We start from the raw sequence: 23,502 nt of genomic DNA on the forward strand, positions 1-23,502 counted from the left end.
TATTCCTTACTCTGTTTTTTCTTTAAATTCGCATAGATCTTCGATGATGCAACTGCCGCATCGTGGCTTACGTGCGATACAGGTGTAACGACCGTGCAGGATAAGCCAATGGTGTACATCTAGCTTAAACTCTTTTGGCACTACTTTGAGCAGTTTTTGCTCTACCTCGTCTACGTTTTTACCCATGGCAAACTTAGTACGGTTAGAAACGCGATAGATATGGGTATCTACCGCGATAGTCGGCCAGCCAAAGGCAGTGTTAAGTACCACGTTTGCGGTTTTACGACCAACGCCCGGCAACGCTTCTAGGGCTTCGCGGTTTTCTGGAACCTCGCCACCATGTTGCTCTAGTAGGATACGGCAGGTCTTGATGGTGTTTTCAGCCTTAGAGTTAAAAAGACCTATGGTCTTGATGTACTCTTTTAGACCATCAACGCCAAGATCTAACAGCCCTTGTGGTGTGTTTGCCACAGGGAATAGCTTGTCGGTCGCCTTGTTAACGCTTACGTCGGTCGCTTGGGCCGAAAGCAGAACTGCGATGAGCAGTTCAAAGGGTGAATTCCAGTTAAGTTCTGTCTGCGGGTTTGGGTTATTCTCACGCAGACGCTCTAGTATTAGCTTTCTTTTATCTTTATTCATTGTTCTTTTTTAATTAAGTCAACTTAGCTGTTGGTCACTCGAGCTCGTTCAATCTTCTGTTTTTCTTGCTTAGGTGCTTTCTGTGCCTGATGGTGATCAAGCCAGTTTTTAGCCGCAATCAAAAATCCTACACCGATAAAGGCTCCGGGCGGTAGCAGGGCAAGCAGGAAATTGTTCTCAACGTGAAATAGCTCAATACGAAGCACGGAAGCCCAATCGCCAAGTAGCAGATCTGCACCGTCAAACAGGGTGCCGTTGCCTAAGATCTCTCGCATAGCACCCAGTACAACCAAGGACGCTGTCATACCCAAACCCATCCAGAATCCGTCGGCAGCGGCCAGCAGAGGTGTATTACGAGAGGCGTAAGCCTCGGCACGACCTATGATGACGCAGTTGGTCACGATAAGTGGGATAAAGATACCCAGTGACAGATATAGGCCATAGGCATAGGCGTTCATCAGTAGTTGAACACAGGTTACTGATGCTGCGATGATCATTACAAAGATCGGTAGGCGGATCTCCTGAGGAACATGGTTTCTTAGAAGAGACACAGTCAGGTTAGTGGTCACCAGAACCACTAAGGTCGCGATACCCAAACCAAGGGCGTTGGTCACAGTAGCGGAAACCGCAAGCAGCGGACACAGACCCAAAAGCTGAACTAGCGCTGGGTTGTTATTCCACAGACCATTCTTTAGAAGCTGTTTGTGCTCAGCCTTCAGTTCATCATTGTTTGGGGTTGCTTGTTCGCTGGTTACATCTGTCATTATTGCACCTCACATTTAGGTGAGTTAGCTAGGATGGCATCTTGGTTTTGCTTGAAGTACAGGCCGGCGTTATAAACCGCTTTCACCACTGCACGTGGGGTAATGGTAGCACCAGTGAACTGGTCAAACTGGCCGCCATCTTTACGAACATGCCATAGGTCGCCATTGTCTTCGCTGATTAGCTTATCAGCAAAGGAGAGGATCCAGTCGGATACGCGAAGGTCGATCTTGTCACCTAGCCCTGGGGTTTCTTGGTGGGATAGGACGCGCACGCCTAGGACATTACCATCCAAATCCACACCGATCAGCAGTTTGATAGAGCCGTTATAGCCATCAGGCGCAATGGCCTCTAGGGCTACCGCTGTAATCTCGCCATTCTGAGTCGCGATATATAAAGGCATAGGTTCGGTCGAGCCAATCTCTTCTGCACTCAGGGCGACACAATTAGCGTAGAGCTCGTTGTCATGCAGTTGATTTGGGATTACCTGATTAAGTTGACCCTGCAATTGAGCTGTTTGTTGCTCACGAATGGTGTCTTCGGTGAGCAAATTGGTAATCGCAACCACGCCCGTCGATACAACTGCAAACAGGGCCAAGACCAATCCATTTTTTCTGATAGTTCTTAACATTATTTGTGTCCGTAGGTGCGAGGTTGAGTGTAGTAGTCGATAAGCGGTACACACATATTGGCGATGATGACTGCAAACGCCACACCATCAGGGAAGCCGCCCCAGGTGCGAATAATCACGATAAGCGCACCGATGAGTGAACCGAAGATCAAACGGCCTTTGACTGTGGTTGCAGCAGATACCGGATCTGTTGCGATAAAGAAGGCACCAAACATGGTTGCGCCAGAGAGCAGATGGAATATCGGCGATGCAATTGAGCCCGGAATTACAAGGTTAAGCAAGGTGCTCATTACCAGTACGCCAGCGATAACACCTACAGGGATGTACCACTGAATAAGGCGAAGCTTCAGCATCACTAACCCACCGAGTAAGAAGAATAGGTTTACCCATTCCCAGCCAAGACCTGCAATACCGGAGAAGATAGGGCTTTGAGTGATCTCAGATAGGGTAAAGCCTTGGCTAAGGCCAATCTTAACTGTGTCTAACGGTGTTGCCATGGTAATACCATCAACACCGGTGCGGATTTGCTGCAGGGAGAGGCCATCTATGCTGTAGCCACTGAATATCAGCGATAGGGCGTCGGTGGCGCTCACTGGAATCGGTGAAATTGCTGACGGGGTGAGCCAGCTAGTCATCTGCACTGGAAACGAGATCAGTAGAACTACGTAGCCAACCATAGCTGGGTTAAACAGGTTTTGACCTATGCCACCATACAGATGCTTAGCCACTACTATGGCAAAGAACAGACCGATTACCAGAACCCACCAAGGTGAAAGAGGTGGAATGGCCAGTGCCAATAGCAGTGCGGTGAGTAGGGCGGTGTTATCACGCAGCGCCACGATTGGAGAGCGCTTGCGCATCAACATCACGATAGATTCAAAGGTCCAAGCAACCAAGATGGCAAATACCACCTGAATCAAGGTACCGAATCCAAAGAAGTAGGTTTGAGCGGCTAGCCCAGGTAGCGCACATAGCGCGACCCACATCATCAAGCTTGGTAGAGAGCGACGCTTTTGGGTATGTGGTGAACTGGCGATAAAGAATGCCACTAGTTGTTCTCCTTCGAATCTTGTTCTTTTGCTTGCTGCTCAGCTTTGCGTGCTTTGGCACGGGCAATAGCAGCGGCAACGGCGGCCTTCTTAGGATCCGCTTGCTTGGTTTCTGGCTTTTCTTCTGATTGTGAATCAGTGTTCTGCTCAGCTTCTTGTGCCTGCTTGCGAGCTTTAGCACGAGCAATGGCAGCGGCTACTGCTGCTTTTTTAGGGTAGGCCTCTTCAGTTTGTGGTTCAGACGCTTGTTCTGTTTCTTGTGCCTGCTTGCGAGCTTTAGCTCGAGCAACAGCAGCGGCTACTGCTGCTTTTTTAGGGTCGGCCTCTTCAGCTTGAGGTTCAGAAGCTTGTTCAGTTTCTTGAGCTTGCTTGCGAGCTTTAGCGCGAGCAATGGCAGCAACTACAGCGGCTTTCTTAGGATCGGCTTCTTCAGCTTGAGGCTCAGAACCTTGCTCGGTTTCTTGAGCCTGCTTGCGAGCTTTAGAACGAGCAATGGCAGCGGCTACTGCAGCTTTCTTCGAATCGCCTTCATTAGCCTGTGGTTCAGAAGCTTGCTCTGTTTCTTGTGCCTGTTTGCGAGCTTTAGCGCGAGCAATAGCAGCGGCTACTGCAGCTTTCTTCGAATCGCCCTCATCAGCCTCGGTTTCAGTGTTTCCTTCTGCTTGTTGTGCGGCTTTGCGAGCTTTGGCTCTGGCAACGGCGGCAGCCACAGCAGCATTTTTGTTTTCCGCTGGAGCTTCTTGTCTCTCAGGCGCTGGTTTTTGCGCGGCTTTACGCGCCTTAGCCCTTGCGATAGCCGCGGCAACTGCGTCTTGCTTAGATTCGGCTTCGGCTGGCTTGTTGTTTAGTTGCTCTTTCTTAGCCTTAGCGCGGGCAATGGCAGCCGCTACGGCATCTTGCTTATCACCTGATTCAGGCTTCTCAGCACGCTTGGCTCGAGCCTCTTGCTTGCGCTGCTCTCGAAGCTTGCGCATTTCACTGTTGTCTGGCTCGGTTGCGCCACTCGCTTCTGCCTGTTTTGCCTTAGCGCGCGCTATAGCTGCCGCAACTGCTGGCTTAGGACCGTCTGTCTGTTTTTGCTTAACGCGAGCAATAGCTGCTGCAATGGCATCTTCTCCACCAGAATCTTTCATCTCTTGGCGACGCTTATCGGCAGCTGCCTTGTACTTAGCCTCACGCTCTTGCTTGTCTCGCTCTAGGCGTGCTTTGCGCTGTTCAAAGCGCACTTTGGCTCGCTCCGCTGCTTGCTCTTCTGCGGTTCGAATCTTGATTTCAGCTTTGGATTGTCTGAAATACTGAACCAATGGGATGCTACTCGGGCATACATACGCGCAGATACCACACTCGATACAGTCGTTGATCTTATACTCTTCGCACTTGTCGAGGTCGTTATCTTTTGAGTACCACAGCATCTGCTGAGGGAGCAGTGAAGCAGGGCAAGCCTCTGCACACTGACCGCATCGGATACACGCCATCTCCTGCTGATCGAACATCAGCTCACGTTTACCTGGTGCTAGGATGCAGTTGGTGGTTTTGGTCACAGGAACCTGAGTATGCGGCAGGGTAAAGCCCATCATAGGACCACCCATAATGACTGACTGTTTCTTGGTCGGTGCAAAGTTACCTTGCTGCAATAGATGCTCAACCGGCGTACCGATAGGCACCCAGAAGTTGCGTGCAGATTTAACGCTTTTACCCGTCAGTGTTACCACTCGCTCAATCAGAGGTTCACCATTGATTACGGCACGCTTCACTGCAAAAGCGGAGCCCACGTTGAGCATGGTCATGCCGATATCGGCAGAATAACCAGTACTTGGGATCTCTTTGTTTGTCAGTAGCTTAATAAGCTGTTTCGAAGCCCCTGATGGATACTTGGTTGGTACGACACGAATTACGATATCGTGATTCTCGCCGGCCGCTGTTAGCGCCTTAATGGCTTCAGGCTTGTTGTCCTCGATGCCAATGATTGCGAGTTTAGGCTTAAGGATGTGCTTAAGGACCTCGATACCTTCAATGATCTCCTGTGCATACTCGCGCATTAGAGAGTCATCGGCGGTGATATACGGCTCACACTCGGCAGCATTGATGATCAAGATATCAACACGCCCTAGACCAGAACGCAGTTTACGTGCCGTTGGGAAGCCTGCTCCACCCATACCTGAAATACCCGCTCCTCGAATAATATCCAGCAGATGTTCAGGCTGTTCTTGTGTGTAGTCTTCCACGCCGTGGTGCTCAATCCAAGTATCTTGGTGATCGGGTTTAATAACTATCGCCAACTCAGGCAGAGAAGATGGGTGACAGCTAGGGCGCGGTTCAATGGCAATGATCTCACCTGAGGTAGAGGCATGTACGGGAAGGCTCAGGCTTGTTTGAAAACGAGATAGTGGCTGGCCTTTGAGTACCTTGTCGCCGACTTGGACAAGCAGATCACCCTCTTTACCTATGTGCTGCTTGACTGGAATCACTAACTCATCGGCAAGACTCGAGCGACCAATCTTAGAGGTAAGAGATTGGGCTTTATTCTCTGGTGGATGAATACCCCCTGGGAAATCCCACAGGTGACCAGAGCGAATTTTTTCAATTAAAGAGAGCATGTTCGCTACGAGTTTCCGTTAGTGCTGTTTGTGGTCTCAAGGTTAACCACAGGAATAGAGTTAAGTTGCCATTTCCAAGTATCCGTGGTTGTTTCCACAGGGATCATCTCGATACAGTCAGTGGGGCAGGGTGCGACACAAAGGTCACAACCAGTACACTGGTCTTTGATGACTGTGTGCATCGCCTTGGTACCGCCGACGATAGCGTCTACAGGACAGGCTTGGATACACTTGGTACAGCCGATACACATATCTTCATGAATAAAGGCGACTTTTTTGACGTTGTCGTCTATATCGAGGTCTGAATCGGGTACGTCCACACCCATAAGGTCAGCCAGTTTTTGGATGGTTGCTTCACCGCCCGGAGGACACTTGTTGATCGCGTCGCCATTGGCAATAGCCTCTGCATAAGGCTTACAGCCAGGGTAACCACACTGACCACATTGGGTTTGTGGCAAGATGGCGTCGATTTGGTCAACGATAGGGTCTGCACCCACCTTGAAGCGAATTGAAGCAAAGCCCAGCAAGCCCCCGAATAACAGAGCAAGTACACCTAGCGCTATGATGGCAATAAAGATTGCGTCCATTATATTTTAACCAACCCTGTGAAGCCCATGAATGCCAGTGCCATTAGTCCTGCGGTGATCATCGCAATAGAAGCGCCTTTAAATGGCAGAGGTACGTCAGCCGCCGCGATACGTTCACGCATAGAAGCGAATAGAACCAATACGATGGAGAAACCCACTGCTGCGCCAAAACCATAGATGATGGATTCGATAAAACTGTGGTTCTCGTTTACGTTCAGAAGCGCTACACCTAGCACGGCGCAGTTGGTGGTGATAAGTGGGATGAAGATACCCAGCAGGCGATAGAGAGTAGGGCTTGTCTTGTGCACCACCATTTCGGTGAACTGAACTACTACAGCGATTACCAAGATGAAGCTCATGGTTCTTAGGTAAGCGATACCCAGAGGTTGCAAGATATAGGTTTCTACCAGATAGGCGCAAACAGAAGCTAGGGTAAGTACAAAGGTGGTGGCTAGACTCATGCCGATTGCAGTTTCCACTTTTTTGGAAACCCCCATGAAGGGACACAGGCCTAAAAATTTAACTAGCACAAAGTTGTTGACCAGCACTGTACCGACCAACAACAGCAAATATTCTGTCATACCTTTACTTACTCACCCGAATCGAGCTGCACATTATCCTGCTTTGTGATGTGTTTAACAACACAACATCTATAGGGATTTACAACAATTGTAGAAAATATAGTCGCTTATACGCATTAACTCCCAGAATGGAGGTGCTTTATCCAGATGGGAGCGTAGGAATTAGACACAGATAACAAAGTGACCGGGATCACGCAAAATTAGATTGTAATAAGAGAGTGCAAAAAACGGGGTTATGAACTGATTGCAGAGCACTGGTTCTCGAGGTAATCCCCCAATCATTCAGTTTTCCGAAACAGTGAATTAAGTTTTACATTATTTATCCTTGCTTGGTCGAGGCGTAGGCTTGCCCCAACAATCAAAGGATGGAGCACATCGGCTCTATCGGGGGAAATTATGCTAGTTCAAACACTTTTAAGAGCGCTATACAATCTAGCCTCAACCATTCTATCTGGCCTATTTGTAGCAGTAGGTACTCTGTTCTATGTAGCGTTTTTGATGCTGAAGATCGCCTCTATGATGTTGAGACTGCATCATAGGAAGCATCACTATCTTTCACATCAATGATTGTTTTAAAAATCTAAATAGTTAATTCAATTTCTGGCTAATTATTAACTAATATCAAATCAATATACTTGCACCATCAGTCACCTGAAGCCCAGGTGAGACATTTGTCCAAGCACGATGTGAAGGAAGATTGTATGAGCAAGTTATTTGAGAAAGTGAAATTAGAGTCCCTAGAGTTAAACAACCGAGTGGTGATGGCGCCTATGACAAGGGCGCGCACTACTCAACCGGGTAATATCCCAAATCAGATGATGGCGGACTATTACAAGCAGCGTGCTAGCGCTGGTCTTATCATCACAGAGGCGACTCAAATATCTGATGACTCTCAGGGTTACTCCTTCACTCCGGGCGTGTATACTGATGCGCAGGTGGAGGGCTGGAAAGCCGTCACTAGTGAGGCAAAGGCTCAAGGTGCTGCTATTTTCTGTCAGTTGTGGCATGTAGGTCGAGTATCACATCCTATCTTTCAAAAAGGCGAGCTACCAATGGCTCCCTCAGCCCTAGCACCGGTGGAAACCCAAGTGTGGATTTCTGATGAAGCAGGCAATGGCAATATGGTTGATTGTGTTCAGCCCCGTGAGATGACGCAAGATGATATCAAGCGTGTGATTCAGGACTTCACCTATGCCGCCAAGCGCGCGGTTGAAGCAGGGTTTAATGGTATCGAGATCCACGGTGGTAACGGCTATCTAATCGATCAGTTTCTTCGCACCAACTCTAACCATAGAACCGACAATTACGGTGGTTGTCGTCAGAATCGAATTCGCTTCCTGCTAGAAGTGGTTGATGCGGTCATCGCTGAGATTGGTGCAGATAAGGTTGGCGTGCGACTTGCCCCATTCATTACCTTCAAGGATATGAACTGTCCGGATATCGTGCCGACTATTCTCGAAAGTGCGGCTGAGCTGCAAAAACGCAATATTGCCTATATTCATCTTTCAGAGGCGGATTGGGACGATGCTCCAACTATTCCAGATGATTTTAGAATCCAGCTTCGCGAGATCTTCAGTAATACCATTATTGTGGCAGGTCGCTATGACGTAGCGCGTGCTGAAGCAATCATCTCAGAGGAATTGGCAGATTTGGTTGCCTTTGGTCGTCCATTCGTCGCAAATCCGGATTTAGTGAAGCGTCTAGAATTTGACCTACCGCTAGCCGAGCTAGACCCTAGCACCTTGTTTGGTGGGGTAGAGAAGGGGTATACGGATTATTCGGCGTATCAGGAATAAAGCTTCTACATCAGAACTCTTTTGGTTTCTGAGGTTGCAGAACGAAAAAGGCCAGTACTTGCGTACTGGCCTTTTCCTATAATTTGGCTCGCCTTGCGGGACTAAACGCGCCGAGCTTCGGCTGCGACATATCTGCTGTTCACAAAGTTTTGAGCTACAAACGAAAAAACCGCACCCAAGGGTACGGTTTTCTCTAAATTTGGCTCCCCCTGCGGGACTCGAACCTGCGACATACGGATTAACAGTCCGCCGTTCTACCAACTGAACTAAGGGGGAATTGCTCGAAAGCGAGGCGAATCTTACTGGCGATGCATATTAGTGTCAACAGCTGAAAATGAAAAAAACAGCAAAATTTTAACGCCGAAAAAGGGTTGAGTTTTGTCAGGCCAGTGTCAGCAAGGCTTTACATTAGTTATCCACTAAAGTTGTGGATAAGTGTGTTGATTAGATCGGGGAAACTCTGAGCGAGATTTAACATTTTTAACAAGTGATGTTTGGAATGGCGTTCTAACTGCTTGTATTGCTTAAATTAATCTGAGTATTCTGCGATTGATTAGCTAGGTGAATAACTGCGAATGCTGAACAAAAGTTAAACAGTTTTGTCACAAAAAAGAGGTGTTTTGGGGAAAAGCTGTGAGTACTGAAAATGGCAAGGACGCCGAAGAATTTCAGTAGGGTCAAGGAATATAGCAAATGTTAAAATCGAGTGCTAGCACTTCTAGTGATAAAATTGATATAAATACGTTCTTAGATTTTGTCTGGCAGGTAAGTGACTGTGAGTGAAGAAAAAAGTGAAAAACTGTATGAGTTGGTTTCGGATTATAAACCCTCAGGGGATCAGCCCACAGCCATAGAACAGCTCCTTGAAGGTCTAGACTCAGGCCTCGCACATCAAACCCTTCTCGGGGTGACGGGATCTGGTAAGACATTTACTCTAGCTAATGTTATCGCAACCGCACAAAGACCGGCTATCCTGCTCGCGCCGAATAAGACCTTGGCGGCGCAACTATATGGTGAGATGAAAGCTTTCTTCCCCAATAACGCGGTTGAGTATTTCGTATCCTACTATGACTATTACCAGCCAGAGGCTTATGTTCCGACGACCGATACCTTTATTGAAAAGGACTCCTCGGTCAATGCACACATTGAGCAGATGCGACTGTCGGCAACTAAGGCACTGTTAGAACGTAAAGATGCCATAATCGTTGCCTCAGTATCAGCCATCTATGGTCTTGGTGATCCAGAATCTTATCTGAAGATGATGCTTCATGTACGTCGTGGTGACTTTATTAATCAGCGCGACATTTTGCGTCGTCTGGCAGAGCTTCAATATTCACGCAATGATGTTGCCTTTGAGCGTGGTCAGTTCCGAGTGCGTGGCGAGGTTATCGACATATTCCCTGCAGAATCTGAGCAGGATGCCGTTCGCATCGAGATGTTTGACGATGAGATAGAGTGTATCAGCCTGTTCGACCCATTAACCGGCTCATTAGTACAGCGAGACCTGCCTCGATTTACCATCTACCCTAAGACCCATTACGTGACCCCTAGGGATAGGATGCTGGAGGCTATTGAAACCATTAAAGAAGAGCTGGCCGATCGTAAGAAATACCTTTTAGAGAACAACAAGCTTCTGGAAGAGCAGCGCATCAGTCAGCGTACCCAATTTGATATTGAGATGATGAATGAGCTTGGCTTCTGCTCTGGGGTAGAAAACTATTCTCGTCACTTGAGTGGCCGTGCTGAGGGCGAGCCGCCACCGACCCTATTCGATTACCTTCCTCATGACGGTCTTCTCATCATTGATGAGTCACACGTTACCGTGCCTCAGATTGGCGCCATGTATAAGGGTGACCGCTCGCGTAAAGAAACGCTGGTGGAGTATGGCTTTCGTTTGCCATCGGCATTGGATAACCGCCCGCTGAAGTTTGAAGAGTTTGAGGCCCTTGCACCCCAGACTATCTTTGTCTCGGCAACACCGGGCAAATATGAGATAGAGATGTCCGGTGACGAGATTGCCGATCAGGTGGTTCGTCCAACTGGTCTACTGGACCCAGAGCTTGAGGTCCGCCCTGTCGCTACTCAGGTGGATGATCTTCTTTCGGAGATACGCATCCGCAGTGCCATCGATGAGCGCGTCTTGGTGACCACACTAACCAAGCGCATGGCCGAAGACTTAACCGAGTATCTGACCGAGCATGATGTGAAGGTGCGCTATCTGCACTCGGATGTGGACACGGTTGAGCGTGTAGAGATCATTCGAGACCTTCGCTTAGGTGAGTTTGATGTACTGGTGGGGATCAACCTTCTGCGTGAGGGCTTAGATATGCCAGAGGTATCGCTGGTGGCTATTCTGGATGCCGATAAAGAGGGCTTCCTACGCTCTGAGCGTTCTCTTATCCAGACCATAGGTCGTGCTGCGCGTAACCTTAAGGGTAAAGCCATCCTATATGCCGATCGCGTTACCGACTCTATGAAGCGCGCCATGGACGAAACCAATCGTCGCCGCGAGAAACAGCACGCCTATAACGAGAAGATGGGCATTAAGCCTCAGGCACTGAAACGTAATGTGAAAGATATTATGGAACTGGGCGCGGCCACTCAAGAGGCTTCGAAACGCAAGTCCAAGGCTGTGCCTTTGTCGAAAGTAGCGGACAATAGTCAAGAATATAAGGCGCTTTCTCCACAAGAGCTTGAGAAACTGATCTTAGCATTAGAGAATGAGATGTATCAGCACGCGCAGAACCTAGAGTTCGAACAAGCGGCTGCTAAGCGCGATCAGATTGAAGAGTATCGTAAGCAATTCATCGTCAACAGTTAGAAAGCAATTAGATGTCAGAATCCCTAAGAAAGCGATTATTGATGGTAGAAGACACCTTATCGGTGGCGACCCTGTATCAGGCTTATTTAGCATCGCTGGATATCGATATTGAGATAGTCTCTACCGGTCAGCAGGCAATTACCAGTATTCGCAGTCAGGTACCCAACCTGATCTTACTGGATCTTAAATTGCCTGATATGACGGGTATGGATGTGCTTAAAAAGGTCCGAACACTGGCGCCCGAGGTGCCGGTGATCTTTATGACTGCACATGGCTCTATTGATGTAGCTGTCGAGGCAATGCGTGAAGGGGCGTATGACTTTCTGATCAAGCCGTGTGAGGCAGACCGACTGCGCGTCACTATTTCTAAGGCGATCCACCAAACTCATAGCAGTAATAAACAGCAGCTATTTGGTGAGAGTAACACCTATCAAGGTTTTATCGGTTCTAGCCCGAGTATGCACAAGGTGTACCGCACCATAGATTCTGCTGCCAGCAGTAAGGCGAGCATCTTTATCACCGGCGAAAGTGGCACAGGTAAAGAGGTGTGCGCCGAGGCTATTCACTCGGTGAGTAACCGAAGTGAAGAGCCGTTTATCGCCCTAAACTGTGCTGCTATTCCAAAGGATCTGATCGAGAGTGAGCTGTTTGGTCACGTGAAAGGCGCGTTTACCGGTGCCTCTACCGACCGTAAAGGTGCGGCAGAATTGGCTGACGGCGGTACTTTGTTTTTGGATGAGCTTTGCGAGATGGAGCTGGATCTTCAGACCAAGCTACTGCGCTTTATTCAGACCGGTACCTTCCAGAAGGTAGGCTCCTCTAAACTGAGCCGGGTAGACGTTCGTTTTGTGTGCGCAACCAACAAAGACCCTTGGCAAGAGGTGCAGAAAGGCCGCTTTCGTGAAGACCTGTATTATCGCTTGTACGTGATTCCTCTGCATCTGCCACCGCTTCGTGAACGGGGCGATGACATCATAGAAATCGGTTACTCACTGCTGGGCTTTATGTCCATCGAAGAGAATAAAGCCTTCAATAAATTCTCTCCTGAGGTGTTAAGGCGCTTCTTAGCTTATCCATGGCCTGGTAACGTGCGCCAATTGCAGAACGTAATCCGCAATATCGTTGTATTAAACCAAGGTGAAGAGGTGAGCCTAGAAATGTTGCCATCACCGCTTGATTCGGTAGAGGTCGCAGAGCACTCAGAATCGACAGTGACCAACTTTCTAACACCGTTAACCGAAGAAGATGAGGATGAGATTGTTCCTCTATCCTTGATTGAACGTCGCGTTATCGAGCGCGCCATAAAATTATGTGATGGCTCTATTCCAGCGGCTGCAAACAAGCTGGATGTGAGCGCATCGACCATCTATCGTAAGATTGAGCGTTGGGAGAAAGGGCGTGGCTGAGTCGTATCTTGAGCTGACAAAACTGGAACAACTAAAGGTTCAGGTGGGAGAGGCAATGTTTCCCACTCTGCTCGGTTTGTTTAAGCAAGAGTTGAACGAATATAGGGATCAGCTTGTAGGTGGTGATGCAGAGCAGATAGGTCGCATATGCCATGCTATTAAGGGCAGTGCGCCAAGCTTTGGTGCAAAACCCTTAACCCAGTTGGCTACCGAGATGGACTTGCTATTTAAATCGGGAAGAAAAGAGGAGTTGCAGCAACAAGTGCCACAACTCCTCGAAATGCTGAGCAATACTGAGCAAGGCGTAAATAAACTACTTTAGCTGCTCTACAATAGCATCACGTAACTTATCTCGGTCATGACGCCAGCCGCGTGTATATGAAGCTAGATCTCTAGTAACGATATTCCACTCGCCTTCTAGCTCAGGGTGAGGTTCGTGCCCAAGAATAATATCGGGTTTGCGCCCCTGACAGGCTCTAGTAATCCAATCGAGCTTTTGTTCAAAATTCATTCGTCCTGCTGGCCCATATTCTGGGCTGATGTTCTCAACAAACACCACCTTGGCCTTTTGATTAGCCTTTATCGCTCTTCCCACCTCAGGGAGTAGGAGCGGGGGCATGATGCTGGTTAGAAAACTGCCTGGTCCTAAAACAATCAAGTCAGCCTCTTTTAATGAGGTCACGGCCTCAGAAATAGCCGGTACTTCAGGGTCGAGATCCAATTTTAGAAGCTCTTCTTCCATTTCATCGACACTGGTTTCACCCTTAACCCATTTCCCGTTAGTGGAGAGAGCGCGAAGATCTGAAGGATACTCGGACATGGGCAAGATCTTGGTTTTAACCCCAAGCATCTCACGCACTAGGTTGATAGCCTCTAACGGCCTAATGGCTAGATTGTCCATGGCCGTAAGAATAAGGTTACCTAGGTTATGACCATCGAGCTCACCGGCTCCTTTGAAGCGATACTCGAACAGCATAGAGCTTATGGTGGGCTCGGTGATGAGCTGGTTGATACAGTTTCGGGTATCACCCCAAGCGATACCGCCCTGACAATAACGGATTCGGCCCGTTGAGCCGCCGTTATCTGTGGTGGTGACGATACCGGTAGCATTGGAGCCAAAATCTCGAAGTGCAGCCAGGATTCGTCCTAAGCCGTGACCGCCGCCAACTGCGACTACTTTGTTATTTTTATATATATCCATGAGTTATGAAGAGTCGTACTCAGATAGCTAAACCCTACTGTAATATTGTGATCCCGCCAAGTTTTTGAAGTTAAACTATTGAGCCAAGTAGGATATTTGACTTGGCAAAATCGGCCGTATTCCCTTACAATTTAGGGTAATTATGTTGCTTATAAATGTTTTATAAGCGTCGAACTCCGAGCCCTTTAGGCTACGTCGACTCCTTTCAAAGGTGAGATACGCGTAATGGGCCGTGGCATTTGGCCACTGGGTTGCTTTAGAAATGAAGTAGCCTCCCGGTATTTGGAAAGGTGTTTTGTGACGCAACAATTTGAAGACAGTTACCACCGCAAGTTTTATTACTTGCGCCTGTCGGTGACGGATGTCTGTAATTTCAAGTGTACCTACTGTCTACCAGACGGTTACCATCCTGAGGGCAATAAGCGCCCTTCGTTTATCACGCTTCCTGAAATCAAGCGCGTTGTAACTGCGTTCGCCCATTGCGGTACCGATAAGGTGCGCATTACGGGTGGTGAACCGACTCTGCGCCGTGACTTTCTACAGATCGTAGAAACGGTCGCTCAAACCCCAGGTATCAAGAAAGTCGCCATGACCACCAACGGCTATCGAATGGCCAAGAACGTGGAAGATTGGAAAAAGGCAGGGCTGACTCATATCAACGTCAGTCTAGATAGCCTAGACCCTAAGCATTTCTATCAGATTACGGGTGAGAATCGCTTTCATGATGTGATGGCAGGTATCGAGCGTGCCTTCGAAGTGGGTTACGAGCAGGTTAAGGTGAACGTGGTTCTTCTCAAAGACCTCAATAGCCAACAATTCCCTCAATTCCTTAACTGGATCAAGGATAAGCCAATTCAGCTAAGATTCATCGAATTGATGAAGACTGGCGAGATGGATGAGCTATTTGAAAATCACCATGTTTCTGGGGTGAGCCTGCGTAATCATTTGATTGCTAATGGCTGGATTCTAAAACTGCGTGAATCGAACGATGGTCCGGCTCAAGTCTTTGTCCACCCAGAATACAAGGGTGAGATTGGCCTTATCATGCCTTACGAAAAGGGCTTCTGTTCTACCTGTAATAGACTGCGCGTCTCTTCAAAGGGCAGGTTGCACCTGTGCTTGTTTGGAGAAGAGGGGCTAGATCTAAGAGACCTACTTGAAAGCGACGATCAAGAGAAAGAGCTGATCGCGCGTATCAATCAGGGACTGGAACAGAAAGACGTCAGCCATCACCTTCTTGAAGGTAACTCAGGCGCGACACCTCACCTTGCCTCTATTGGCGGTTAATCAAACTTTTGCGACTAGGGTTCGGTTCTGGTCGCCTTTCATATTTATATAAAACACAAACATAGGAACATCTTGCTATGGGACATGCTCAATCTGATTTTCGACCTGCAAATATTGCGGTTTTGACGGTTTCTGACACTCGTAACGAAGAGACAGACACCAGTGGTGGTTATCTGGCAGAGCAGGTAAAAGAGAATGGTCATACCCTAGTGGACAAGCAGATCGTTATCGATGACGTTTATAAAATCCGTGCTGTCGTTTCTCAATGGATCGCAGCTGAAAACGTTGATGCTGTTCTGATCACTGGCGGTACAGGCTTCTCTTCTCGCGACTTTACGCCAGAGGCAGTATCTGCACTTTTCGACAAACAAATCGAAGGCTTCGGTGAGCTTTTCCGCGCTATCTCTTACCAGCAAATCGGCACTTCAACGGTTCAATCTCGCGCCGTAGCCGGTATTGCAAACCGTACTGTTATCTTTGTTATGCCGGGCTCAACTGGCGCGTGCCGCACGGCGTGGGAAGGCATCTTAAAAGATCAGCTTGATTCGCGTCATAAGCCATGTAACTTCATGCCGCATATCGGAGCTTAAGTTTCATGAGCGAATTAACCCATATTAATCAAAGCGGTGAAGCCAACATGGTGGATGTGTCTGCAAAAGCGGACACAGTGCGTGAAGCGCGTGCCGAGGCCTATATCGATATGGCGCCAGAGACGCTGCAACTTATCGTAAGTGGTGACCATCACAAAGGTGATGTGTTTGCTTCAGCACGTATCGCGGGTATTCAAGCGGCGAAAAAGACCTGGGACCTTATTCCTCTGTGTCATCCTCTGCTTTTGTCCAAGGTTGAGGTTCAACTAGAAGCCCTGCCTGAAACTAGTCAGGTGCGCATCGAGTCTATCTGTAAGCTTGCCGGTAAAACCGGTGTTGAGATGGAAGCTCTGACTGCTGCTTCTGTTGCTGCCCTGACTATCTACGATATGTGTAAAGCGGTGCAGAAAGATATGGTTATCGGTCAAGTACGTCTTCTAGAGAAGAAGGGCGGTAAGTCTGGACACTTTGAGGTGAAGTCATGATTAAGGTGGTGTTTTTCGCTCAGGTACGTGAGCTGGTTGGTGTAGATGAGGTAACCGTTGAGGCTGAAACCGCGACTGTAGATGAGATTCGTCAGCAGCTGCTACAGCAAGGTGGTAAATGGGAGTTGGCATTGGAGTCAGGAAAGCTTCTGGCTGCTATCAACCATACTATGGTGCCGTTGACCGCTGAAGCGAAAGCGGGTGATGAGGTTGCCTTCTTCCCGCCGGTGACCGGAGGCTAATGTGGACAAGATCTTAGTTCAGACTGAAGATTTCACTCTCGCTGATGAGTATGAGCTCTTAGGGCAAGACCCAGGCGTTGGCGCTGTGGTGACCTTTGTCGGTAAGGTTCGTGACTTTAACCTTGGTGATAATGTCATTGGTCTGCATTTGCAACATTACCCAGGGATGACGGAGAAATCTCTGCAAGAGATTGCGCTTCAGGCTCGTGAACGTTGGCCACTGGATAAGGTAACCATCATCCACAGGGTAGGTGACCTTAATATTAGTGACCAGATCGTATTTGTGGGTGTATCTAGTGCACACAGAGATGCGGCATTTGCCAGTTGTGAATTCATCATGGACTATCTCAAGACCAAAGCACCCTTCTGGAAGAAAGAGCGCCTCAATGAGGGTAGCCGCTGGTTGGATGCACGTGAATCAGATGAGGAATCCGCAACCCGCTGGGATGAAATAAAATGACATCCGGTAATTGATCAAGATCACGGAATTGTGAAACAGTTAAGCCCCTTTCATAGGGGCTTTTTTGTGAGTTTTTTCAAACTTTATATGTTTTTAGCTTTTCAATTAGATAAATGTGTAAGAGATGTATTTTTACCTTGTTAGTGCATAAGTATTTGATTGGTTAACGGAATGTTGCGTATGATCTGAATTTTTGTGCAATTAATCACGAAAAGATATTCATCCCTGTAGATAAATTGCCCAAATCGTAAAAATGCAGGGTGGATCACTGACTAAAGCCAAAATCAGCAGAGGAATATCTAAAAATCTGACCTAGGCGAAAATTTCGCAAAGGAGCAGTGACATTTTTATGGCAAAAAACTTCAAGGATTGGTAACTTTGTTTCCAATTCTTTATGGCCTTTTAGCTTTTTTAGATGACTATACGGACAAAAAACATCTAAAAACAGAAAGTTAGGAGAGCTGTAAAGGGCTTCATGGATGCAACGTTTAAAATTGGAGTTTAATTGCATGTATAAAAATAAAATCACCCAGGCTCTACTTCTTGGAGCTGGCCTAGCAGCGGCAACCACTTCTTTCGCTACTCTTGCAGCAGACGTTCCTGCTGGCACTAAGCTCGCTGATGTTCAAGAACTGGTTCGTGGTAACGGTACTGAAGTTGCTACGATCGACCCACACAAATCTCAAGGTGTGCCAGAGTCTCACGTGATTCGTGACCTTCTTGAAGGCCTAGTAAACCAAGATGCAGACGGCAACACTATCCCAGGTGTAGCTGAAAGCTGGGAAACGACAGACAACAAAACCTTCACTTTCAAACTTCGTAAAGATGCAAAATGGTCTAACGGCGACCCTGTAACTGCAAACGACTTCGTTTACAGCTTCCAGCGTGCAGTAGATCCAAACACAGCTTCTCCTTACTCTTGGTACATGGAATACACCAAGATGGCGAACGCTAAAGACATCATTGCGGGTAAGAAAGACAAATCTACTCTAGGTGTTAAGGCATTGGATGACCACACTCTAGAGGTTCAACTAGAGACAGCTGTTCCTTACTTCGTAATGATGACTGGCCACACTACAATGAAGCCAGTTCACCAAGCGACTGTTGAGAAGCACGGTGACCAGTGGACTCGTCCAGGTAACTTCGTTGGTAACGGTGCATTCGTTGTTGACGGCTGGGTTGTGAACGAGCGTCTAGTACTAGCACGTAACGCGCAGTACTGGGACAACGACGCAACTGTACTTGATAAGGTAACTTTCCTACCTATCGAGAACCAAGTAGCTGAAATGAACCGCTTCCTATCTGGTGAGATTCACTTCACTTCTACACTGCCTACTGAGCACTTTAAGCGTCTTCAGAAGCAGCACCCACAAGAGGTTTCTGTAGAAGGTTCTCTATGTACTTACTACTACCAGTTCAACACAAAAGTTAAGCCGTTTGATGATGTACGTGTTCGTAAAGCGATCTCTTACGCTATCGACCGTAGCATCGTAACTGACGCGCTACTTGCTCAAGGCCAAAAGCCAGCGTATTTCCTAACTCCGGAAATCACTGCAGGTTTCGATCCTGAGATGACTAAGTACGGTCAAATGACTCAGGCTGAGCGTAACGCTGAAGCTGAGCGTCTACTTGCTGAAGCAGGTTACGGCAAAGACAACCCACTTAAGTTCAACCTTCTATATAACACCAACGAAAACCACAAGAAGATTGCGGTTGCTCTAGGTTCTATGTGGAAGCGTACTCTTGGTCTAGACGTTACTCTAGAAAACCAAGAGTGGAAGACTTACCTACAGTCTAAAGACGAAGGTAACTTCCAAGTTGCACGTGCAGGTTGGTGTGGTGACTACAACGAAGCATCTTCTTTCCTAACTCTAATGACTACGCCAAACACGACGGCTGGTCAGCACTGGGGTAGCGCGGACTACGATAAAATCATCGATCAAGCTATCGCGTCTACTTCTGAAGAAGAGCGCACTAAGCTTTACCTACAAGCTGAAGACCTAATGGCGAAAGAAATGCCTATCGCTCCAATCTATCAGTATGTACGTTCACGTCTACTATCTCAGAACGTTGGCGGCTTCCCAGCTAACAACGCAGAAGAGAAGATCTACTCGAAAGATCTATACATCAAAGCTCAGTAATTCCTGAGCAAATAAAACAATAAAAACTCTAGGCCTGCATGTAGAAATTACATGCAGTGCCTACCTTATATTTTTGTCACAGACTGGAAGTGGATTTATGTTTAGATTCATTCTTAAAAGGGTATTTGAAGCGATTCCAACTATGTTGGTATTGATCACGGTATCTTTCTTTTTGATGCGATTTGCGCCGGGTAACCCATTCTCGAGCGAGCGCCCTCTGCCGCCACAAGTACAGGCAAACATCGAGGCTAAATACGGCCTAGATAAGCCAGTAATGGAGCAGTACACCACATATCTGACCAATGTTATCCAAGGTGACTTTGGTCCATCATTTAAATATCTAGATTACTCAGTAAACGACCTTATCTCAGTGGCTCTGCCAGTATCAGCTAAGGTAGGTTTCATCGCATTTATCTTCACCGTTATCCTAGGGGTAACCGTGGGCACGCTGGCCGCGCTCAAACAGAACACCTGGTTTGACTACGCAGTAATGTCTACCGCAATGCTGGGTGTAGTAATGCCATCGTTCGTGCTAGCGCCAGCACTTATCTATCTATTCTCATTGCACCTAGGCTGGTTCCCAGCAGGTGGTTGGCATGACGGCGGTTGGCAGTATCTAGTGCTGCCGGTTATCGGTATGTCACTTCTATACGTGGCAACCTTTGCTCGTATCACCCGTGGTTCAATGATTGAAACCCTAAACAGTAACTTCATCCGTACCGCTCGTGCGAAGGGATTGAGCTACCGTTACATCATCCTAAAACATGCCCTTAAGCCGGCACTGCTTCCTGTTGTTTCTTATATGGGCCCTGCATTCGTGGGCATCATCACAGGTTCAGTAGTTATCGAGACCATCTTCGGTCTGCCTGGCATTGGTAAGCTGTTCGTTAACGCCGCATTTAACCGTGACTACTCACTGGTTATGGGTATCACCATCTTGATTGGCTTCTTGTTCATCTTGTTCAACGCCGTGGTAGATATCTTGCTTGCGGTTATCGATCCTAAGATTCGCTACTAACAAGGAAAGGGACACATGTTGACTAAAAAAGAAAACCTTGAAGCGATTGAGAAATTCTCTGAGAACCTAGAGATCGAAGGTCGCTCACTTTGGCAAGACGCCCGTATCCGCTTTATGCGTAACAAAGCGGCAATGGTAAGTCTGTTTATCCTATTTTTGATTACACTGGCGGTGATCTTCCTGCCAATGTTTGCTCAGTACGCGTATGACGACACGGACTGGTATGCACTGCACGCAGCACCATCGGCTGAGCACCTGTTTGGTACCGATAGCCTAGGTCGTGACTTGTATGTTCGTACCCTAGTGGGCGGTCGTATCTCCCTTATGGTAGGTGTGATGGGCGCACTGGTAGCTGTTCTGATTGGTACTCTTTACGGCGCAGCTTCCGGCTTCATCGGTGGTCGTACTGACCGCGTGATGATGCGTATCCTAGAGATCCTTTACGCTGTACCTTTCATGTTCCTAGTAATCGTTCTAGTAACCTTCTTCGGTCGTAACATCGTACTTATCTTCGTGGCTATCGGTGCTATCGCATGGCTAGACATGGCGCGTATCGTACGTGGTCAGACGCTGAGCTTGCGTAGTAAAGAGTTCATCGAAGCGGCGCACGTGTGTGGTGTAAGCAAATGGCGCATCATCACGCGTCATATCGTACCGAATGTACTGGGTATCGTAGCGGTTTACTCAACGCTGCTCGTACCGAGCATGATCCTAACTGAATCCTTCCTATCATTCCTTGGTCTGGGTGTTCAAGAGCCTATGACGTCTTGGGGTGCATTGCTGCAAGAGGGCTCACAAACCATGGAAGTTGCCATCTGGCAATTGGTTTTCCCAGCTCTGTTCATGGTAGTAACCCTGTTCTGCTTCAACTATGTGGGCGATGGTCTGCGTGACGCACTTGATCCAAAAGACAGATAAGAATTACAAGGAATTCAGTGATGACTAAATTACTCGACGTAAAAGACCTGAGAGTAGAATTCACTACTCAAGACGGCATAGTAACTGCGGTTAACGACCTTAACTTCTCCCTTAAGCCAGGTGAAACCCTAGGTATTGTAGGTGAGTCAGGTTCAGGTAAATCTCAGACCGTATTCGCTATCATGGGCCTATTGGCTAAGAACGGCATTATCAAGGGCAGTGCTAAGTTTGAGGGTCGCGAGATCCTAAACCTGCCTGAGAAAGAACTGAACAAGGTTCGCGCTGAGCAGATCGCGATGATCTTCCAAGACCCAATGACTTCGCTTAACCCTTATATGAAGGTAAGCGACCAGCTGATGGAAGTATTGATGCTTCACAAAGGCATGGGTAAAGCGGAAGCATTCGAAGAATCCGTGCGTATGCTTGAAGCGGTGAAAATCCCAGAAGCACGTAAGCGTATCACCATGTACCCACACGAATTCTCTGGCGGTATGCGTCAGCGTGTGATGATTGCGATGGCGCTTCTTTGTCGTCCTAAGCTGCTGATTGCCGATGAGCCAACCACAGCATTGGACGTAACCGTTCAGGCGCAGATCATGGATCTTTTGAACGAGCTGAAAGATGAATTTAACACCTCTATCATCATGATTACCCACGACCTAGGTGTGGTAGCGGGCTCATGTGACAAGGTGCTAGTGATGTATGCGGGTCGTACCATGGAGTACGGCACAGTAGATGAGATCTTCTACTCCCCAAGCCACCCTTACGCAGAAGGTCTGCTAAAAGCGATCCCTCGCTTAGACACAGAAGGTGAGATCTTGCCGACTATCCCAGGCAACCCACCAAACCTGCTTCGCTTGCCACAAGGCTGTCCTTATCAGGACCGTTGTCACCGTGTGAGCGAACGCTGTAAGAGTGAATCGCCAATCCTGACTCCATTTGGTAATGGCCGTCAGCGTGCATGTTTTTCTGACCATGAGGCTTGGGCACTATGAACGCACCACTAATTAACGATAAAAAATTAATGCTGGACGTGAAAGACCTTAAGGTTCACTTCCAGATTGCACAAAAATCCGCTTGGCCTTGGACTAAGCCAATCCCACTAAAAGCTGTCGACGGCGTTAACGTTCGTCTATATGAGGGCGAAACCCTAGGTGTGGTAGGTGAGTCAGGTTGCGGTAAGTCTACCTTTGCTCGCGCTGTGATCGGCTTGGTTGAAGCGACTGAAGGTCAGGTAGTCTGGCTAGGCCAAGATCTGACTAAGATGCAAGAAGCGCAGCGTCGTGAGACTCGTAAAGATATCCAGATGATCTTCCAAGACCCGCTAGCATCGCTTAACCCGCGTATGACTGTGGGTGACATCATTGCTGAGCCGCTAGAGACCTTCTATCCGAAGCTTTCCAAGGAAGAGGTGAAAGAGCAGGTTAAGGCTATGATGGCGAAGGTTGGTCTACTACCAAACGTGATCAACCGCTATCCTCATGAGTTTTCAGGTGGTCAGTGTCAGCGTATCGGTATCGCTCGCGCACTTATCCTTAAACCTAAGATGATCATCTGTGATGAGCCGGTTTCGGCGCTAGATGTATCTATCCAGGCTCAGGTAGTAAACCTTCTGAAAGAGCTGCAAAAAGAGCTGGGCCTATCTCTGGTATTCATCGCGCACGACCTGTCGGTGGTAAAACACATCTCAGATCGTGTACTGGTAATGTACCTAGGTAATGCGGTTGAGCTTGGTGAGTCGGAGGCTCTTTTCGAAGACCCGAAACACCCGTACACACGCGCTTTGATGTCAGCGGTTCCTATTCCAGATCCAAAGATTGAGCGCAGTAAAACCATTGAGATGCTTGAGGGTGACCTACCGTCTCCAATGAACCCACCATCAGGCTGTGTATTCCGTACACGCTGCCCAATGGCAACCGAGGCATGTGCTAAACACAAGCCGGTTCTAGAAGGTAATGATGTGCACGCGGTGTCGTGCCTACATGCTGACTAAAACAAAAAGATAATTCCGCCTGTGACAGGCTTGAGCGTGTTGTTTCGCAGCACGCTCTTTTTTGTTTGTGGTTTTTTAAGTATGTGCCGCTGAAGATACCGGATAGTTTCTCCGAAACTTCCGGTATGACGGGATTTTTTGAAACACGGGATTGTTTTAGGAGCCGTCATCCCGGAATCTGCAGTGCAGATATCCGGGATCTCCCCACCTATTAGATCTGCACAACCTCACAAATTCAACAAAAACTCCAAATCAGCTATCTCACCGATTAGCTCAAAATCTTATTCCTATCACCGCA

Annotated in this window: 23 protein-coding genes, 1 tRNA gene and 1 riboswitch; of the genes, 15 read left to right on the forward strand and 9 right to left on the reverse strand. The window is 47.9% G+C overall.

Annotated elements, in window-relative coordinates:
* Positions 1–6: 6 nt before the first annotated feature.
* From nth to rsxA, 7 genes are read right to left on the reverse strand one after another with little or no spacing between them, the layout of a single operon-like run.
* Complete coding sequence (nth, locus tag Pcarn_RS04080) at positions 7–639, reverse strand: endonuclease III (RefSeq protein ID WP_261835114.1); 633 nt, start codon at positions 637–639, stop codon at positions 7–9.
* Between the two features lie 23 nt (positions 640–662).
* Complete coding sequence (locus tag Pcarn_RS04085) at positions 663–1,403, reverse strand: electron transport complex subunit E (protein WP_261835115.1); 741 nt, start codon at positions 1,401–1,403, stop codon at positions 663–665.
* Complete coding sequence (gene rsxG, locus Pcarn_RS04090; RefSeq protein WP_261835116.1) at positions 1,403–2,032, reverse strand: electron transport complex subunit RsxG; 630 nt, start codon at positions 2,030–2,032, stop codon at positions 1,403–1,405. Before rsxG ends, Pcarn_RS04085 begins: the two co-directional genes overlap by 1 nt.
* Positions 2,032–3,081 carry an electron transport complex subunit RsxD gene (gene rsxD, locus Pcarn_RS04095; RefSeq protein ID WP_261835117.1) on the reverse strand — a complete coding sequence of 350 codons (1,050 nt, stop codon included), beginning with the start codon at positions 3,079–3,081 and terminating at the stop codon, positions 2,032–2,034. Before rsxD ends, rsxG begins: the two co-directional genes overlap by 1 nt.
* Complete coding sequence (gene rsxC, locus Pcarn_RS04100; RefSeq protein ID WP_261835118.1) at positions 3,081–5,678, reverse strand: electron transport complex subunit RsxC; 2,598 nt, start codon at positions 5,676–5,678, stop codon at positions 3,081–3,083. The genes rsxD and rsxC overlap by 1 nt, the downstream gene beginning before the upstream one ends.
* Positions 5,679–5,683: 5 nt before the next feature.
* Positions 5,684–6,265 (reverse strand): electron transport complex subunit RsxB, encoded by a 582-nt coding sequence (gene rsxB, locus Pcarn_RS04105; protein ID WP_261835119.1) that lies wholly within the window; start codon positions 6,263–6,265, stop codon positions 5,684–5,686.
* Entirely contained in the window at positions 6,265–6,846 is a 582-nt protein-coding gene (gene rsxA / locus Pcarn_RS04110) for an electron transport complex subunit RsxA (protein ID WP_261835120.1), read from the reverse strand. Before rsxA ends, rsxB begins: the two co-directional genes overlap by 1 nt.
* Before the next feature lie 396 nt (positions 6,847–7,242).
* On the opposite strand from rsxA, the gene Pcarn_RS04115 reads away from it, so the two are divergent.
* Together Pcarn_RS04115 and Pcarn_RS04120 are read left to right on the forward strand one after the other, a co-directional pair.
* A complete protein-coding gene (locus Pcarn_RS04115; RefSeq protein WP_261835121.1) occupies positions 7,243–7,413 on the forward strand; it encodes a hypothetical protein in 171 nt (56 codons plus the stop codon).
* Positions 7,414–7,547: 134 nt separating this feature from the next.
* The gene (locus Pcarn_RS04120) at positions 7,548–8,642 is read left to right on the forward strand and encodes an alkene reductase (protein WP_261835122.1); all 1,095 of its coding nucleotides are present in this window, start codon (positions 7,548–7,550) and stop codon (positions 8,640–8,642) included.
* A gap of 200 nt (positions 8,643–8,842) precedes the next feature.
* Here the strand turns inward: Pcarn_RS04120 and Pcarn_RS04125 are convergent.
* Positions 8,843–8,918: transfer RNA gene (locus Pcarn_RS04125), tRNA-Asn, on the reverse strand.
* A gap of 499 nt (positions 8,919–9,417) precedes the next feature.
* Between Pcarn_RS04125 and uvrB the strand changes: the two genes are divergently transcribed.
* From uvrB to Pcarn_RS04140, 3 genes are read left to right on the forward strand one after another with little or no spacing between them, the layout of a single operon-like run.
* On the forward strand, positions 9,418–11,463 hold the full coding sequence (gene uvrB, locus Pcarn_RS04130) for an excinuclease ABC subunit UvrB (RefSeq protein WP_261835123.1): 2,046 nt from the start codon (positions 9,418–9,420) through the stop codon (positions 11,461–11,463).
* An 11-nt stretch (positions 11,464–11,474) separates the two neighbouring features.
* On the forward strand, positions 11,475–12,869 hold the full coding sequence (gene luxO / locus Pcarn_RS04135; RefSeq protein WP_261835124.1) for a quorum-sensing sigma-54 dependent transcriptional regulator LuxO: 1,395 nt from the start codon (positions 11,475–11,477) through the stop codon (positions 12,867–12,869).
* A 55-nt stretch (positions 12,870–12,924) separates the two neighbouring features.
* The gene (locus Pcarn_RS04140) at positions 12,925–13,191 is read left to right on the forward strand and encodes an Hpt domain-containing protein (RefSeq protein ID WP_261835125.1); all 267 of its coding nucleotides are present in this window, start codon (positions 12,925–12,927) and stop codon (positions 13,189–13,191) included.
* Here Pcarn_RS04140 and yvcK read toward each other — a convergent pair.
* Positions 13,183–14,070 carry a uridine diphosphate-N-acetylglucosamine-binding protein YvcK gene (yvcK, locus tag Pcarn_RS04145; RefSeq protein ID WP_261835126.1) on the reverse strand — a complete coding sequence of 296 codons (888 nt, stop codon included), beginning with the start codon at positions 14,068–14,070 and terminating at the stop codon, positions 13,183–13,185. The two genes, Pcarn_RS04140 and yvcK, sit on opposite strands and share 9 nt — an antisense overlap.
* Positions 14,071–14,232: 162 nt before the next feature.
* Positions 14,233–14,379: riboswitch (molybdenum cofactor riboswitch) on the forward strand.
* On the opposite strand from yvcK, the gene moaA reads away from it, so the two are divergent.
* The 10 genes from moaA to oppF all read left to right on the forward strand — a co-directional run bounded on the left by moaA (position 14,368) and on the right by oppF (position 23,204).
* Positions 14,368–15,357, forward strand: coding sequence for a GTP 3',8-cyclase MoaA (gene moaA / locus Pcarn_RS04150; RefSeq protein ID WP_261835127.1), 990 nt, complete (start codon positions 14,368–14,370; stop codon positions 15,355–15,357). Its footprint overlaps the riboswitch before it by 12 nt.
* Before the next feature lie 77 nt (positions 15,358–15,434).
* Positions 15,435–15,947, forward strand: a complete 513-nt coding sequence (gene moaB / locus Pcarn_RS04155) for a molybdenum cofactor biosynthesis protein B (protein WP_261835128.1) — start codon at positions 15,435–15,437, stop codon at positions 15,945–15,947.
* Positions 15,948–15,952: 5 nt separating this feature from the next.
* Positions 15,953–16,432: a cyclic pyranopterin monophosphate synthase MoaC gene (gene moaC / locus Pcarn_RS04160; RefSeq protein WP_261835129.1), complete on the forward strand. Its 480-nt coding sequence runs from the start codon at positions 15,953–15,955 to the stop codon at positions 16,430–16,432.
* Positions 16,429–16,674 carry a molybdopterin synthase sulfur carrier subunit gene (gene moaD / locus Pcarn_RS04165; RefSeq protein WP_261835130.1) on the forward strand — a complete coding sequence of 82 codons (246 nt, stop codon included), beginning with the start codon at positions 16,429–16,431 and terminating at the stop codon, positions 16,672–16,674. Before moaC ends, moaD begins: the two co-directional genes overlap by 4 nt.
* Before the next feature lies 1 nt (position 16,675).
* Positions 16,676–17,134 carry a molybdopterin synthase catalytic subunit MoaE gene (gene moaE / locus Pcarn_RS04170; RefSeq protein WP_261835131.1) on the forward strand — a complete coding sequence of 153 codons (459 nt, stop codon included), beginning with the start codon at positions 16,676–16,678 and terminating at the stop codon, positions 17,132–17,134.
* A 509-nt stretch (positions 17,135–17,643) separates the two neighbouring features.
* Positions 17,644–19,275 (forward strand): ABC transporter substrate-binding protein, encoded by a 1,632-nt coding sequence (locus Pcarn_RS04175; RefSeq protein WP_261835132.1) that lies wholly within the window; start codon positions 17,644–17,646, stop codon positions 19,273–19,275.
* A gap of 97 nt (positions 19,276–19,372) precedes the next feature.
* On the forward strand, positions 19,373–20,293 hold the full coding sequence (gene oppB / locus Pcarn_RS04180; protein ID WP_261835133.1) for an oligopeptide ABC transporter permease OppB: 921 nt from the start codon (positions 19,373–19,375) through the stop codon (positions 20,291–20,293).
* A gap of 15 nt (positions 20,294–20,308) precedes the next feature.
* The gene (gene oppC / locus Pcarn_RS04185; RefSeq protein WP_261835134.1) at positions 20,309–21,211 is read left to right on the forward strand and encodes an oligopeptide ABC transporter permease OppC; all 903 of its coding nucleotides are present in this window, start codon (positions 20,309–20,311) and stop codon (positions 21,209–21,211) included.
* Between the two features lie 20 nt (positions 21,212–21,231).
* Positions 21,232–22,206, forward strand: coding sequence for an ABC transporter ATP-binding protein (gene oppD, locus Pcarn_RS04190; RefSeq protein WP_315972682.1), 975 nt, complete (start codon positions 21,232–21,234; stop codon positions 22,204–22,206).
* On the forward strand, positions 22,203–23,204 hold the full coding sequence (gene oppF, locus Pcarn_RS04195) for a murein tripeptide/oligopeptide ABC transporter ATP binding protein OppF (RefSeq protein WP_261835136.1): 1,002 nt from the start codon (positions 22,203–22,205) through the stop codon (positions 23,202–23,204). The genes oppD and oppF overlap by 4 nt, the downstream gene beginning before the upstream one ends.
* Positions 23,205–23,502 lie beyond the last annotated feature (298 nt).

It is taken from the genome of Vibrio ishigakensis, from assembly GCF_024347675.1.
GTDB classification, from domain to species: Bacteria; Pseudomonadota; Gammaproteobacteria; order Enterobacterales; family Vibrionaceae; genus Vibrio; species Vibrio ishigakensis.